Genomic DNA, 14,314 nt, shown 5'->3' with positions numbered 1-14,314 from the left:
CCCATGACCGACTGGCCGATCCTTTCCCTCGTGACGTTCCTGCCGCTGGCGGGTGCCGTCTTCATTCTGGCCGTGAACGGCGACGAAGCGAGCGTGGCGCGCAATGCGCGCTGGGCCGCCTTGTGGACCTCGCTGGTCGTGTTCGTCGTTTCGCTGCCTTTGTGGTTCGCGTTCGACCGCACGAATGCGGGCTTCCAGTTCGTCGAACGCAGCGTTTGGATCCCAGGCTACGGGATCGGCTACCATATGGGCGTAGACGGCATTTCCGCCCCCTTCATTCTGCTCTCCACCTTCCTCACGCCGCTTTGCATTCTCGCGAGCTGGCATGTGCAGACGCGCGTGCGCGAATACATGGTGGCGTTCCTCGTGCTCGAGACCTTCATGGTCGGCACGTTCGCTTCGCTCGATCTTTTGCTGTTCTACGTGTTCTTCGAAGCCGTGCTGATCCCGATGTTCCTCATCATCGGCGTGTGGGGCGGCAAGCGGCGCGTCTACGCGGCGTTCAAGTTCTTCCTCTACACACTCGCGGGTTCGGTGCTGATGCTGGTCGCGATGCTGGCCATCTACTGGCAGACCGAGACCACCAACATCGTCGATCTGCTCGAGTATGATTTCCCGGCCCCGATGCAGACCTGGCTGTGGCTCGCCTTCTTCGCGTCCTTTGCGGTCAAAGTGCCGATGTGGCCGGTGCACACGTGGCTGCCCGACGCGCACGTCGAAGCGCCCACGGCCGGCTCCGTGATCCTTGCGGGCGTGCTGCTGAAGATGGGGGGCTACGGCCTCATCCGCTTCTCGGTGCCGATGTTCCCGGCCGCGAGCGAGCTCTTCACGCCGCTCGTGTTCACGCTCTCGATCGTGGCCGTGATCTACACCTCGCTTGTGGCGCTCGTGCAGGAAGACATCAAAAAGCTCATCGCCTATTCGTCGGTGGCGCATATGGGCTTTGTGACGCTCGGCATCTTCGCTGGCACGCGCCAGGGTGTGGAAGGTGCGATGTTCCAGATGATCTCGCACGGCGTGGTGTCGGGCGCTTTGTTCTTGTGCGTCGGCGTGATCTACGACCGGCTGCATACACGCGAGATCGCACGCTATGGCGGGCTCGTGCATCGCATGCCCGCCTATGCGACCGTGTTCATGGTGTTCACCATGGCTTCGGTCGGTCTGCCGGGTACTTCGGGGTTTGTGGGCGAGTTTCTGGTGCTGACCGGCACGTTCGAGGCTTCGACCTGGGCCGCGGCCCTTGCCTCGACAGGCGTGATCTTGGGTGCCGCCTACATGCTCTATCTCTATCGCCGCGTGATCTTCGGCAAGTTCGTGCATGCCGATCTGCAGACGATGCCCGATCTTTCTTTGCGCGAGAAACTGATCTTCGCGCCCTTGATCGTCGGCACGCTGTGGCTCGGCATCCAGCCGCAGCCGGTGCTGAACATGCTCGGGCCTTCGGTGCAGAACATCGTTGAGCGCTACGACGTGGCGCGCGAGCAGAACCGCCTCAACAGCCACGCCCAAGCGGCGGAGCAGCGCCAATGACCGATCTCTATTTCTCAGCCGCCCTGCCGGAATTGCTGCTGGCCTTCTCAGGCCTCGCCTTGCTGATGCTCGGCGTGTTTATGGGCCCGAATTCGACACGGCTCGTATCCTGGCTCGCGGTTGCCGTTCTTCTCGTGGCGAGTGTTTTGGCGCTCACGCCCGAGGCGAGCCGCACGACGGCCTTCTCGGGCCTCTTCGTGGCCGATCCGTTTGCAAGCTTCGCCAAAGTGCTCGCCTTCCTCGCGACGGCCGCGACGATCGTGATGGGCCTCGAGTTCAACCGCCGCGAGGGTTTCGACCGTTTCGAATATCCGGTGCTGATGATCTTCGCGGCCCTCGGTATGTCGATGATGGTGTCGGCCAACGACCTCATGTCCCTCTATATGGGCCTCGAGCTGCAGAGCCTCTCGCTTTACGTGCTGGCCGCGTTCCGGCGCGACAGCGTGAAGGCGACCGAGGCGGGCCTCAAATACTTTGTGCTCGGCGCTTTGTCGTCGGGCCTCTATCTCTACGGCGCATCGCTGATCTACGGCTTCTCGGGCACCACGAACTTCGAAACGCTGGCAGCTTCCATGATCGACCAGGCCGGCGCCGTGCCGCTCGGTGCGATGTTCGGCATCGTGTTCGTGTCGGCCGCCTTGGCCTTCAAGATCTCGGCGGCCCCGTTCCATATGTGGACGCCGGACGTGTACGAGGGCGCACCCACGCCCGTTACCGCGTTTTTCGCGGCCGCCCCGAAGGTCGCTGCGATCGCCTTGTTCGCGCGCGTGCTGGTCGAGCCGTTCGGCCCGCTTGCGAAAGACTGGCAGCAAATCATCGTTTTCATCGCAATCGCCTCGATGTTGATCGGTGCTTTTGCGGCGATCGCGCAGACCAACATCAAACGCCTGATGGCCTACAGCTCGATCGGCCATATTGGCTATGCGCTCGTTGGCCTGTCGGCGGGCGACGAGACGGGCGTGCGCGGCGTGCTCGTGTACATGGCGATTTATCTGGCCATGAACCTCACCGCGTTTGCGGCCATCCTGTGCATGAAGCGCGAGGGCAAGATGGTCGAGACCATTTCCAACCTTGCGGGCCTTGCGCGCACCCAGCCTTTGGTCGCCGCTGCCCTTGCCATCGCCATGTTCTCGATGGCCGGCATTCCGCCTCTGGCCGGGTTTTTCGGCAAGCTCTATGTCTTCCTGGCCGCTGTTTCGGCCGGGCTCTATGCGTTGGCGGTGATCGGCGTGCTCGCCTCGGTCGTCAGCGCCTACTATTATTTGCGCATCGTGAAGATTATGTATTTCGACGCGCCCGTCGGTGTGGGTTTCGACCGTGGCCTCGATGCAGGGCCGGCGGCCGTGCTCGGCGTGGGGGCGGCCTTCACGCTGCTGTTCTTCGCATGGCCTGCACCGCTTGTGGGGGCGGCGTCGGTTGCGGCCGCCGCCTTGTTCGGCGGATGAGCGTAGTGCAAGCGGCCCTGCCGCTGCTGCCGCCGGCCTATCGCCTGATCGCGCTCGAAAGCGTCGGTTCGACCAACGATGCCGCGCGCGCTTTGGCGGCCGAAGGTGCCGAGGACGGCACGCTCGTCTGGGCGCGCGAACAGACCTCGGGCCGTGGCCGCCAGGGCCGCGACTGGACCTCGCCCCCTGGCAATCTTTATTGCTCGCTCGTGCTGCGCCCCGATTGCCCGACGCGCGAAGCAGCCCAGCTTGCGTTCGTTGCGGCCTTGGGCGTGGCTGGCATGGTCGGCAGCCATGTGCCCCCGCTGGTACCCTTGCGCTTCAAGTGGCCGAACGACGTGCTGCTCGGCAAGGGCAAGATCGGCGGCATCTTGATCGAAGCCGAAGGGCAGGGCGACCGGCTCGACTGGATGGTGCTTGGCGTGGGCGTGAATCTCGCTTCGCACCCCGACCAAACGCGATTTCCGGCGACTGACATCCGTGCCGAGACCGATACGAAGGTCTCGGCCGAAGAAGCGCTCATCGGTTTTTCGCGCCATTTCCTCACCTGGACCAATCGCTGGCTCGAAGACGGCTTTGCGCCCATCCGCGAAGCGTGGCTCGCGCGCGCCGCCTTCAAAGGCGAGACGATCGAGGTGCGCTTGCCGAACGAAACCTTGACCGGCCGCTTTGTCGATCTCGACGCGAGCGGCGTGCTCTTGCTCGAAACGCCGCAAGGAATTCGCAGCGTGACGGCGGGCGACGTGCATATGGCGGGAGCGTAGGGTCATGCTGCTGGTCGTGAATTCCAACAATACCAACACCGTGTTCGGCGCTTTCGAGGGCCAGACCAAGCGCGCCTCGTGGCGTATTTCGACCGACCCCAAACGCACGGCCGACGAATACGCGGTGTGGCTCACCCATCTGATGGCGCTTGAGGGCATGGCGCTTTCGCAGATCGCGGGCGTGGTCGTGTCGAACGTCGTGCCGCAGGCTATGTTTAATCTGCGCGATTTCTGCCGCCGCTACGCCAAGGCCGATCCGGTCGTGGTCGGCGAGCCGGGTACCCGCTACGGCATCGAGATCAAGATCGACCGCCCGGAAGAAGCGGGGGCCGACCGCATCGCCAATGCGGTGGGGGCCCGCGGCCGCTACCGCATGCCGGGCGTCGTGATCGATCTCGGCACGGCCACCACGTTCGACGTGCTCGACCAAGACGGGAATTATTGTGGCGGCACAATCAGTCCGGGCATCAATCTCGCCTTCGAAGCGCTTTACATGGGGGCGGCCAAACTGCCCCGCATCGAGATCCGCCGCCCCGCCAAGACGATCGGCACCTCGACCGTGGGCGCCATGCAGTCCGGCATTTTCTGGGGCTATGTCGGCCTCATCGAAGGGCTCGGGCGGCGCATCGAAGACGAGCTCGGCTTGAAGCCGACCTTCATCGGCACCGGCGGCCTCATCTCGATCGTGGCCGAACACACCAATCTCATCCAGCATGTCGATCCGGACCTCACGCTCAAAGGCCTCGTCGATATCTACGCCATGAACCGCAATCAATGAGCGGCGATCCGGGCCTCTATTTTCTGCCGCTCGGCGGTTCGGGCGAGATCGGGATGAATCTCAATCTCTACCGCTACCGCGGCAAGTGGCTGATGGTCGATCTCGGCGTGACCTTCGGCGAAGGCAGCGGCAGCGGCGTCGACGTGATCATGCCGGACCCGAGCTTCATCGCCGAACGGCGCGAAGATCTGCTGGGCCTCGTGCTCACGCATGCGCACGAGGACCATTTGGGGGCCGTGCAGTATCTGTGGCCGCTGCTGCGCTGCCCGATCTACGCGACGGGATTTACGGCTTCTTTCCTCAAGCGCAAGCTGCTCGAAACCGATTTCGCGCGCGACGTGCCGATCCACGTGCTCGAACAGGGGGCCAAGTTTCGCCTCGGCGATTTCGAAATCGAATACATCCACATCACGCACTCGATCCCGGAGCCCAACGCGCTCGCGATCCGCACGCCGGCCGGCACCATTCTGCATACCGGCGACTGGAAGCTCGACGACATGCCGATGCTCGGGCCCGTGACCGACGAAGCCGCCTTCCGCCGCGTGGGCAACGAAGGCGTTTTGGCTCTCGTCGGCGATTCGACCAACGCGATCAAGGACGGCACGTCCGGCTCAGAAGGCAGCGTTGCCGTCGAACTCGAAAAGCTTATCGCCCAAGCGCCGAACCGTGTGGCGGTGGCGTGTTTTGCGTCCAACGTCGCGCGTGTGGAAAGCGTGGCGCGGGCAGCCAAAAAGGCGGGCCGTGAATGCGCGCTCGTGGGCCGCTCGCTGTGGCGCATCTACGAGGCTGCGCGCGAGAACGGCTATATGCGCGACCTGCCGCCGTTCTTGACCGAGAGCGACGCAGGCTACGTGCCGCGCGAGCGCATTGTGATGCTGTGCACGGGCTCGCAGGGCGAACCGCGCGCTGCACTTTCGCGTATCGCCGAAGACCAGCACCCGCACGTAGTGCTCGAAGACGGCGACTGGGCGCTGTTTTCCTCGCGTACGATTCCGGGCAACGAGAAGCCGATCGGCCATCTGCAGAACCAACTGATGCGCCTCGGCGTCAAAGTCATCACCGACCAGGATGCGCCGATCCACGTGTCGGGCCATCCGTGCCGCGACGAGCTTGCCGCGATGTACCAGTGGATTCGTCCGCGCATCGCGATCCCCGTGCACGGTGAGGCTCTGCACATGCGCGCCCATGCGGCCTTGGCGCGGGACTGCCAGGTGCCTTATGCGCTGGTGCCCGAGAACGGCCAGATCATAAGGCTCGACGCGCCCGGCGGCCCGGTCGTGGCCGAGCATGTGCAGGCCGGGCGCTGGGGCGTGGACGGCGACCGCCTGCTGCCGATGGACGGGGCGATCGTGCGCGGCCGCGCCAAGCTTCTGTGGAACGGTGCGGTCGTTGCGACCGTCGTCGTCGATCGCCGCGGTCGCCTCATGTCCGAGCCGCGCATTTCGGCCCCCGGCTTGATCGACCCGAGCGAACCCGACGATCTCGCCGACGATTTGATCGAGACCGTGCGCGGGGCCGTGGCACGCTGCCCCGACAAAGCCGGCGACGACGTGCTGGCCGAGGCCGCTCGGCGGGCGATCAGGAAATTGATCCACAATCGCCGCGGCAAAAAGCCGCTTGCCGAGATTCACGTGGTTCGGCTCTGAACCCGCGACAATAGGTTACCAAGCGCGACGGAAACCTATTTATCCCATTGAAACAAAGCAATTGTCTCCTCAAGCGCGTTTTTCGGGTTGCGTTGCCCAAGAAATCGCCAGGAACAACCTCTTCACGATTTCAAACAGCGCAGCCGCATTATTCGGCCTTAGTTCCTATATTGGCATATTTTTGACTTGCGCAAAAGTCGCTTTATGGCAGGCTTGAATCGGCCTCGAAATTTGCGTGCCGCGAGAATTCGAATGCATAGCAACGCCGCTTTGATCCTGATCGACATGCAGCGCGGCATGCTGCCCGAAAACACGGGGCCGCGAAACAACCCGCAGGCCGAAGACAATATGGAACGGCTGCTGGCGCATTGGCGCAGCCAGCACCGGCCCGTCGTGCATGTGCGGCATATGTCGCGCACGTCCGGCAGTCCTTTTTGGCCTGGTGCGCCGAACTGCGATTTCCAGCCGCGTTTTGCGCCCCTCGCGTCCGAACACCGGATGGAGAAGAATGTCGCCGACGCCTTTGCCAATAGTGGGCTGGAGCGCTGGCTGCGCCTGCGCGACATAAGCGATCTGGTCGTCGTCGGCGTCAGCACCAACAATTCCGTGGAGGCAACTGTGCGGGCCGCGAGTTGCCTCGGCTTCGGCGTGACGTTGCCTGACGACGCCTGCTACACCTACGACAAGACGGACTATCGAGGGGCAGTTCGCCCGGCCGCCGAGTGGCACCTCATGGCGCTGTCGAACCTGCAGGGCGAATACGCAACGATACGATCGACCGGCGAGATTTTGGCCTAGCGCCGCGTTTGCGGGCGCCGCGCGTTTCTAGTCGCAGAGCACTGTGACCCCGACCGGCGTGTGGGACGGATAGGGCACGATTTTGCGATCGGGTGCCGTAGCATAGCTTGATCGCCTAGCTGGGTCTCGAAGCCGCACCGGCGACGCACGCGCGGACGTGAGCGGTGCGAGACGATGGGGGCGGCGCCTGCCTACAAATCGAAGCCGAGCAGGCGGCGCACTTCCACCGCCAAGACGCCGTCGGCCGATCCGAGTTCGTCGAGGATCGTAAAATGGTTGTGGCCTGGCAGTTCCCGCAAGCGGCAATCGATGCCCGAGGCACGGCACGCGGCGGCGTAGTCCGCCGATTGGCGGCGCAGTTCGGGCAATTCGTTGGCGCCCACGCTCACGGCAAGCCGTGCGTGCGGCGGCGGCAGGCGATGGATCGGGCCAAGCGCGGAAACGTCGTCGGGCGTGAGGCCGAGCTTGTCGTTTACGAAGCAAAGCCGCATCGGCTCGAGATCGAAAATGCCGCTGATTGCAAGGCAAGCCGATACGCCGGGCAGGTGCTGGGCAAGGGCTGCCAGTTGCCCGCCCGCCGACCAGCCTGCAACGCAGAGGCGCAGCGGATCCGCACCGACAGTGCGGCGCAAGCCGGTGAGGTGGGCAATCGCGGTCGCGACGTCGCCGACAATTTCGGCAAGCTTGGCTTCGGGGGCAAGGCGATAGCCCGTGAACGCCACGTGCACGCCGCATTCGACGAGGCCGAGCGCAAGTGCCGAAAAAGCTTCGCGGGAATGCTGCGGATAGTGCCAATAGCCGCCATGCACGAACAGCAAGGTCGGCGCACCCGCAACGCCGCAATCGAAAAAGTCGGTCGCTTGGCGCGGATGGGCACCCCACGCCTGGTCGATGAGGGCCGGGTGCAGGCGGCGATAGGCTGCACTGCGCACGCGCCAGCTTTCGAGAATGGCGGCCGTGTCGGGCACGGCCGCTCCGTTCTGGTAGGCGCGGTCGAGCGTCGCACGGTCCATGTCGCGATAGAGGGCGCCACGATCGACAGGCATGGGCCGTGCGGCGTCGATGTCGGTCACGGCAGTTTGCGCTCGGCCAACGGCGGCAGGAACGCGTCGGTGTAGAGTTCCGACGCGGGCCGCGGTGCGGGCAGTTCGAACGCTTCGGTCAGCAACGCGTTGAGCTTGGCAAGGCGATCTGCATTGACGACGCTGACCCCTTCGGCCTTCACATGCGGGGTCACGATCGCGCGCTCGATCATGAAGCGGAAGCGGTCGGCCTCGACCTGCGGATTGATCGTGGGATCGCGGCGGGCGACGGCTTGGACGGCCGCCGGCACGTCGGCGAGCGCGTCGCGCATGCCCGCCATCGTCGCGCGCAGGAAGCGGCGGATCGTGTCGGGATTGCGCTGGGCGTAGTCGGCCGTGACGATGATGCCGTTGCCGAGCAGTTCGAACCCGTGCTCGCTAATTGGGAACAGCACGATGTCTTCGGGTTTCTGACCCAGCGCCAGCAGATTGAAATAGGTCGTGGAGGCAAACGCCGTCACGGCTTCCGCGCCGCCGCGTGCAAGCAGCGCATCGCGCAAGGCCGGCTGCACGGTCAGCCACTCGATCTTGCTGCTGTCGATGTTGTTGACGCGCGCGAGCACGTTCCACATCGGTCGGATGATGTCGCCGTTCAGGGTTGCGATCTTCCTGCCGGAGAGATCCGAAAGCGACTTGATGCCGGTGCTGCGCAGCGTGACCATCGCGTGCATGCCGCGATCCATGTAGAGGAACACGGTCGTGAGTTTGAGGTTCGGATTGGCCGTGTTCCATTGGGCGAGCAGGTTGGGGTCGCCGAGGCCCATGTCGTAGGCACCGGCCGCGACTTTGCTCATCGCGTCGCCCGAGCCGAAGCCGCGGTCGATCGTGACGTTGAGGCCCTCGCGCTGGAAATAGCCCTTGTCGGCCGCGATGAACCACGGCGTTTGGTGCGGCTGCGGCGCCCAATCGAGCGTGAGGCGGATATTGGTCGGCGCTTGCGCGCTTGCGGCAGTCGCAAGCCCAAGCCCGACGGCAAGGCCCATCAAGGCTGCGGCGAAAAAGCGGCGGTTGGGTGCTGCGGTCGGCATGGTTCCTCCAGGGGATGGTTTGTTCGGAACTTGGCCCGCCGAATTAAGCATTTAATGTGCCACGCACTCCTCGGAAGGTCGGCGCTTCTGGCACGCGCATTGCCTGCCGATTGCGGCGTTCGACAGGGAGAGAACCATGGCAAAACACGGCGATATCGCGATTCCGACCAGCGGCGACTATGTTTTGCGCCGTGCGCGCGTGCCGAGCTGTTTTTTCCGCGAGCCCGTACCGGGGCTGGTTGCCGACGGCGAGGGCAGCTTTATGGTCGATCTCAAAATCGCGGGCGGAAAGTTTGCGGCGATCGTCCCGACGGGCACAGTCGATTTCGGGGGGGTGGCGTCGGTCGATGTCGAGGGGCGCCAAGTGTGGGCGACCCTCATCGACATGCACACGCATCTCGACAAGGGCCAGGTCATTCCGCGTGCGATGCCTGACGGCACGCTCGACGGCGGCATGACCGGCACCTTCGAAGACCGCAAGCGCTGGACGCATGCCGACATGCGCACGCGCATGGAATTCGGCCTGCGGTGCGCTTACGCGCACGGCGTGTCGGCGATTCGCACGCATCTCGATTCGGTCGACGACAAAGTCGGCCTTAGCTACGAAGTGTTTTCCGAACTTCGTGCGGCGTGGGCGGGGCGCGTCGAATTGCAGGCCGTCGGCTTGTCGCCGCTGACGTTTTTCCGCAAAGACTGGGGCCGCGAACAGGCCGACCGCGTTGCTTCCCTCAAAGGCATACTCGGCGGCACCACCGACGCGATCGGCCATTTCGACGGTGCTGCCAACCACGAGCTCGCCGATCTGCTCGATCTGTTTTTCGAGATCGCGGGCACGCGCAATCTCGACGTCGATCTGCATGCCGACCAGTCGGACAATCCGGCCGCCTATTCGCTGCCGCTGATCGCGGAATCGGTATTGCGCACCGGCTACAAGGGCCGCGTGGTGGCAAGCCACTGCGTCAATCTCGCACTCCAGCCCGACGACGTGATCGCGCGCACGATCGAACTGTGCGCCAAGGCCAAGATTATGTTCGTCACGTTGCCCACGCCGATGATGTATCTGCAGGACCGCAAACCCGGCCGTACGCCGCGCTGGCGCGGCGTTACGGCAGCGCAAGAGCTGCTGGCGGCCGGAATTCCGGTTGCAATCGGCGGCGACAATTGCCGCGATGCATGGTTCCCGTTCGGCGACCACGATATGGTCGACACGGTCCAGCAGTCGGTGCGCGTGTTCCAGCTCGACGCGCCCGTGGCCCAGGCCGTGGCGATGGCGGGGCCCATCCCGTCGGCGATCGTGGACGAGCCGCGTGTCGGCTGGATCGAGGTGGGGGCCGCCGCGCGTCTGATCCTGTTCAAGGCGCGCACGCTCAACGAGCTTATGTGCCGTGCGCAAGCCGACCGCATCGTGCTGAACAACGGTCGCCGCGTGACCGACGGGGTACCCGAGTATTCGGAGCTCGACGCGATCATGTGAGGGTGGCGGTGCCGTAAAAAATGTAACGCAAACGCCATCGAATTTTTTCGTTTGTACACGAATTATTAACCGGCAATGGGCTTATTTTTGGGCCTTCAAGGAGGGTTGAAAAATGGGTGCCAAGTCCGTCGCCAGTCGCATCATGTTGCTCTTTGCAGCTGCTGCTTGCGGTATCGTCGCGTTCAGCGTCGTGCAGATCTGGGGGGCCGCCGCGCGCTACAAGGCGAGCGTCGCCGCCCAGCAGCTGACGCAGACCGACCAGGCGCTGTTCGAGACCTTGACCTTTGTGCGCAACAGCCGCGGGCGCATCCAGACTCTGCTGCAGACGCAAGATCAGCCGCAAACCGCGATCGCCGATATCCGCGCGCAGAACGACAGGCTGATCGCCAATTCGCTGGCGCTGTTTTCCGCCCTGAACGTCCAAGACCAAAAGCGCCATAGCGATGCGCTGGCCGCCGCTTCGGCCGCTGCCGCGCGCGAAGTGGGCGCCCTCGACCGCGAAATGGCCAAGCCGCGCAATCAGCGCGTGCTCGCCAATCTCAAGGTATGGGACGACGAGGTGCTGAAACTGACCGAGGCGATCGACGCTGCGTCGAACGCGGTTTCGGTCGATGTGCGGCTCACCGACGGGTTCTTTGCCGAGGCCGTCCAGATTCGCAAGGTCGCCTGGAACATCCGCTCCAATTTCGGCCTGCAATGCTCGTTCCTGCGCCCGATCGTGGCGGCGGGCGGGGCTTTGAACGACGCGCAGAAGCAGCGCCTGGGCGAATTGCGCGGCATTTCGAACAACGGTTTCGAAATGCTCGACGAAATCTACGCGCGCAAGGACATTCCGCAGGCGGTCGTCGCACTCACCAAAATCGCCAAGGACGAAGTTGCGCGCGCCTTTTCGCTGATGGACCCCGTGGTGGCCAAGCTCACCGGCGGCGGGCAGGCGGTGGTGCCGGCGCAGGATTGGACGGCGATGTGCAACGACCCGTTCGAAGAGATCGTCGCGATCGGTTTCAAAGCGCTCGAACTTGCCACCTTGCGCGCGCAGGACGCCGAGACGGCGGCGCGCAACGATCTCATCGCGCAGTCGGGCGTGTTGCTGGCAGCCCTCGCGCTAGCGGGCATCGCGTTCTGGACGATCCGCAGCCGCCTCGTGCGGCCCATCGCCATGCTGATGCCCGCAATCGGACGCCTGTCGGAGCGCGACTATCGCACGGCCGTTCCAGCCTGGCGCCATGCCGACGAATTCGGACGCATGACGGCGGCACTCGAAACGCTGCGCCAAAGTGCGGCAAAGGCCGAAGAGCTTGCCGACGCGCAGGAAGCCGCGCGCCAATCGCAGCTTGCGCGCGCGCAAGCGCTCGATGCGCTGTGCGCCGGCCTCAGCGCCGAAGCGGCCGAAATCCTAAAGAAGCTCGGCGGCTCGGCCGACGGCCTCAAAGACACCGCCGACACGATGCGCATGATCGCAGCGGCATCGAGCAAAAACGCCGGCGTGGTTGCCGCCGCAGCCTCCGACGCCACCAACAACGTGCAGTCGGTTGCGGCCGCGACCGAGCAGCTGACCGCGTCGATCCGCGAAATTTCCGCGCGCGTGCAGTCGAGTGCGAAAGACGCGCGCTCGGCCGTCGATCAGGCGCAGGAAACCGCGCGCATTGTCGACGATCTTTCGACGGGGGCCCAGCAGATCGGCGACGTCGTGAAGCTGATCTCCGACATTGCAGGCCAGACCAATCTCCTGGCTCTCAATGCCACGATCGAGGCGGCCCGTGCGGGCGATGCGGGCAAGGGTTTTGCCGTGGTGGCCTCCGAGGTCAAAAACCTCGCCTCGCAGACCGGGCGTGCGACCGAAGAGATCACGCGCAAAGTGGCCGACATCCAGGCATCGACACGCAAGACGGTCGACGCGATCGCCGAGATCACGGCCGCGATCCGCAACATCGACGGCAGTTCGACCGCGATCGCGGCCGCCATCGAAGAGCAGGGCGGGGCCACGCAGGAAATCGCACGCAGCGTCCAGCACGCGGCCATCGGCACGCAGCAAGTCACCGACAATGTCGGGGAGGTCGCCAAATCGAGCCAGCAGACCGAAACGGCGGCCGACGAGGTGATCGATGCTGTGTCGGGCCTCACGGCGGATTCGGGCAAGCTGCGCGGCGTGGTCGAAGGCTTCCTCGACAAGATCAAGGCCGCGTAAGGCCGGGGGTTTGATCGCCTGGAATTGATCGGGGGCCGGGCCGGTGCTATCTGTTGCGACATGATCGGACGTTTGAACCATGTCGCCATCGTGGTGCCGGACCTTGCGGCCGCGACCAAGACCTATGCGGGCACGCTGGGGGCCCGCGTGTCGGCGCCCGTCGACATGCCCGCACATGGGGTCACCACCGTGTTCGTCGAGCTTGCCAACACCAAGATCGAGCTTTTGCATCCGCTGGGCGAGGGCTCGCCCATCGCGAAGTTTCTGGCCGACCATCCGTCGGGCGGCATGCACCATGTGTGCTACGAAGTCGATGACATCTTCGCAGCACGCGACCGGTTGAAGGCCGAGGGTGCACGCGTGCTCGGCGACGGCAATCCGAAGATCGGTGCGCACGACAAGCCCGTGCTGTTCCTGCATCCCAAGGATTTTTGCGGCACGCTGGTCGAGCTCGAGCAGGCATGACCGCCGTCACCGGCATCGCCATGTATCTCGTGATCTGGTGGATCGTGCTGTTTGCGATCCTGCCCTTCGGCGTGCGCCCCACGACCGAACCCGGCGGGCGCGGCCAAATGACCGGTGCGCCCGAAAAGCCGATGATGCTGAAGAAAGCCCTATGGACGACGCTCGCAGCGGCGATCGTCTGGGGGCTGATTTTTGCGGTTGTTCAGTCGGACTTGCTGCCGGTGCGCGACGCGCTGGTACTGCCGCCCCCGCCTGCACGCTAAAGCCCGCACGTTCGTAACCGTCGCAGGCCCTAGAAACACCGAAGCCCGGTGCCCATTCAATGGGCGACCGGGCTTGGCTGCAATTCGCTCCCCAAACTTGGGCCGTGTCGCTTGCCCAACAAACGGGCTGGGCGCGCCGGACAACTCCTCGTCCCCTTAACCCGAGGATCTAAGTTCGGCGAGTATATCGGGAGATTTTCGGGAGTCACGATATTTTTGAGCGTTTGACCGTGTACGAACGAAATCTTCTTGCGTGCGCCGCAGCATTTGCCGCGATCTTTGCGCAACTGCCCTTAAAAAAGCCAGAATGAGGTGGTTTTCTTTTACAGTCGTAGAGGGTGATATTTTCATGTGCAAACGGATCGCGATTTCGGTCTTGGGACTCGGGCTGGCCGTTTCGGTCGCTGCCCTCGCCCAGACACCGGCCCAGCCGCCGACGCCGACCCCGACCCCGGCCCCGATTCGCGCCACACCGGCCGATTGTCGGCGCGTGTTGACCGAGCATCGCCCGGCCCCTGACGTCGCCTACCAGCCCGGCGTGGATGTGCGCGGCCGGGCCGTGGTGGGGGCCGATCTCAATCCCGCGCCGCAATTCCAAGTGCCCGATACGGTCGCCTTCGACATTGCGGTCGATCTCAAGAAATACGGCATTGCCGCGACGTCGCCCTTGTTCCAGCCGAATTTCAAATTGGGCGAGGTGCGCATGGACGTGGCCTCGGGTCGCGTGCTCTATAACGGCCAACCGCTCGGCAATCCCGAGCTCGAAGCGCTGCGCGAGGCCTGCCGCGCGCAGGGTTTGGCAAAGCCTTGAGCTTCGCTTAGGGTCCGGCGGTCGATCGTCGATTTTCTCCAG

13 protein-coding genes are annotated in these 14,314 nt (G+C 64.3%); 11 read left to right on the top strand and 2 right to left on the bottom strand.

Translation table 11 applies throughout. The features are described from left to right. The first annotated feature begins 3 nt into the window (after window positions 1–3). The 6 genes from O9320_20290 (at window position 4) to O9320_20265 (ending at window position 6,961) form a co-directional block, all read left to right on the top strand. Window positions 4–1,530, top strand: coding sequence for an NADH-quinone oxidoreductase subunit M (locus tag O9320_20290; GenBank protein MCZ8313193.1), 1,527 nt, complete (start codon window positions 4–6; stop codon window positions 1,528–1,530). Beyond that, a complete protein-coding gene (gene nuoN, locus O9320_20285) occupies window positions 1,527–2,975 on the top strand; it encodes an NADH-quinone oxidoreductase subunit NuoN (protein MCZ8313192.1) in 1,449 nt (482 codons plus the stop codon). The genes O9320_20290 and nuoN overlap by 4 nt, the downstream gene beginning before the upstream one ends. Beyond that, complete coding sequence (locus O9320_20280) at window positions 2,972–3,739, top strand: biotin--[acetyl-CoA-carboxylase] ligase (protein MCZ8313191.1); 768 nt, start codon at window positions 2,972–2,974, stop codon at window positions 3,737–3,739. Before nuoN ends, O9320_20280 begins: the two co-directional genes overlap by 4 nt. Before the next feature lie 4 nt (window positions 3,740–3,743). Continuing rightward, window positions 3,744–4,517, top strand: a complete 774-nt coding sequence (locus O9320_20275) for a type III pantothenate kinase (protein MCZ8313190.1) — start codon at window positions 3,744–3,746, stop codon at window positions 4,515–4,517. Then, window positions 4,514–6,163 (top strand): ribonuclease J, encoded by a 1,650-nt coding sequence (locus O9320_20270; protein MCZ8313189.1) that lies wholly within the window; start codon window positions 4,514–4,516, stop codon window positions 6,161–6,163. The genes O9320_20275 and O9320_20270 overlap by 4 nt, the downstream gene beginning before the upstream one ends. A 252-nt stretch (window positions 6,164–6,415) precedes the next feature. Continuing rightward, window positions 6,416–6,961, top strand: coding sequence for a cysteine hydrolase family protein (locus O9320_20265; GenBank protein MCZ8313188.1), 546 nt, complete (start codon window positions 6,416–6,418; stop codon window positions 6,959–6,961). A gap of 191 nt (window positions 6,962–7,152) precedes the next feature. On the opposite strand, the gene O9320_20260 is transcribed toward O9320_20265, so the two are convergent. Then, window positions 7,153–8,034, bottom strand: coding sequence for an alpha/beta hydrolase (locus tag O9320_20260; GenBank protein ID MCZ8313187.1), 882 nt, complete (start codon window positions 8,032–8,034; stop codon window positions 7,153–7,155). Then, window positions 8,031–9,071 (bottom strand): ABC transporter substrate-binding protein, encoded by a 1,041-nt coding sequence (locus O9320_20255; GenBank protein MCZ8313186.1) that lies wholly within the window; start codon window positions 9,069–9,071, stop codon window positions 8,031–8,033. The genes O9320_20260 and O9320_20255 overlap by 4 nt, the downstream gene beginning before the upstream one ends. A gap of 136 nt (window positions 9,072–9,207) precedes the next feature. On the opposite strand from O9320_20255, the gene O9320_20250 reads away from it, so the two are divergent. From O9320_20250 to O9320_20230, 5 genes are all read left to right on the top strand, one after another. Then, the gene (locus O9320_20250) at window positions 9,208–10,545 is read left to right on the top strand and encodes a cytosine deaminase (GenBank protein ID MCZ8313185.1); all 1,338 of its coding nucleotides are present in this window, start codon (window positions 9,208–9,210) and stop codon (window positions 10,543–10,545) included. A gap of 112 nt (window positions 10,546–10,657) precedes the next feature. Beyond that, entirely contained in the window at window positions 10,658–12,733 is a 2,076-nt protein-coding gene (locus O9320_20245; GenBank protein ID MCZ8313184.1) for a methyl-accepting chemotaxis protein, read from the top strand. A 60-nt stretch (window positions 12,734–12,793) separates the two neighbouring features. Further along, a complete protein-coding gene (gene mce, locus O9320_20240) occupies window positions 12,794–13,198 on the top strand; it encodes a methylmalonyl-CoA epimerase (GenBank protein ID MCZ8313183.1) in 405 nt (134 codons plus the stop codon). Then, the gene (locus O9320_20235) at window positions 13,195–13,461 is read left to right on the top strand and encodes a DUF1467 family protein (GenBank protein ID MCZ8313182.1); all 267 of its coding nucleotides are present in this window, start codon (window positions 13,195–13,197) and stop codon (window positions 13,459–13,461) included. The genes mce and O9320_20235 overlap by 4 nt, the downstream gene beginning before the upstream one ends. 349 nt (window positions 13,462–13,810) lie before the next feature. Further along, the gene (locus O9320_20230) at window positions 13,811–14,272 is read left to right on the top strand and encodes a hypothetical protein (protein ID MCZ8313181.1); all 462 of its coding nucleotides are present in this window, start codon (window positions 13,811–13,813) and stop codon (window positions 14,270–14,272) included. Window positions 14,273–14,314 lie beyond the last annotated feature (42 nt).

Source organism: Magnetospirillum sp., from assembly GCA_027532905.1.
In the GTDB taxonomy this organism is placed as follows: Bacteria; Pseudomonadota; Alphaproteobacteria; order CACIAM-22H2; family CACIAM-22H2; genus Tagaea.
The sequence above is the reverse complement of the archived record's forward strand: the minus strand, read 5'-3'. Positions and strand labels throughout refer to the sequence as shown.

Excerpts from the sequence above, each read along its gene's own strand:
- nuoN (MCZ8313192.1), top strand. The coding sequence starts at position 1,527 with ATGACCGATCTCTATTTCTCAGCCGCCCTGCCGGAATTGCTGCTGGCC.
- O9320_20280 (MCZ8313191.1), top strand. The coding sequence starts at position 2,972 with ATGAGCGTAGTGCAAGCGGCCCTGCCGCTGCTGCCGCCGGCCTATCGC.
- O9320_20290 (MCZ8313193.1), top strand. The coding sequence starts at position 4 with ATGACCGACTGGCCGATCCTTTCCCTCGTGACGTTCCTGCCGCTGGCG.
- O9320_20235 (MCZ8313182.1), top strand. The coding sequence starts at position 13,195 with ATGACCGCCGTCACCGGCATCGCCATGTATCTCGTGATCTGGTGGATC.
- O9320_20255 (MCZ8313186.1), bottom strand. The coding sequence starts at position 9,071 with ATGCCGACCGCAGCACCCAACCGCCGCTTTTTCGCCGCAGCCTTGATG.
- O9320_20250 (MCZ8313185.1), top strand. The coding sequence starts at position 9,208 with ATGGCAAAACACGGCGATATCGCGATTCCGACCAGCGGCGACTATGTT.
- O9320_20245 (MCZ8313184.1), top strand. The coding sequence starts at position 10,658 with ATGGGTGCCAAGTCCGTCGCCAGTCGCATCATGTTGCTCTTTGCAGCT.
- O9320_20275 (MCZ8313190.1), top strand. The coding sequence starts at position 3,744 with ATGCTGCTGGTCGTGAATTCCAACAATACCAACACCGTGTTCGGCGCT.
- O9320_20270 (MCZ8313189.1), top strand. The coding sequence starts at position 4,514 with ATGAGCGGCGATCCGGGCCTCTATTTTCTGCCGCTCGGCGGTTCGGGC.
- O9320_20230 (MCZ8313181.1), top strand. The coding sequence starts at position 13,811 with ATGTGCAAACGGATCGCGATTTCGGTCTTGGGACTCGGGCTGGCCGTT.
- mce (MCZ8313183.1), top strand. The coding sequence starts at position 12,794 with ATGATCGGACGTTTGAACCATGTCGCCATCGTGGTGCCGGACCTTGCG.
- O9320_20265 (MCZ8313188.1), top strand. The coding sequence starts at position 6,416 with ATGCATAGCAACGCCGCTTTGATCCTGATCGACATGCAGCGCGGCATG.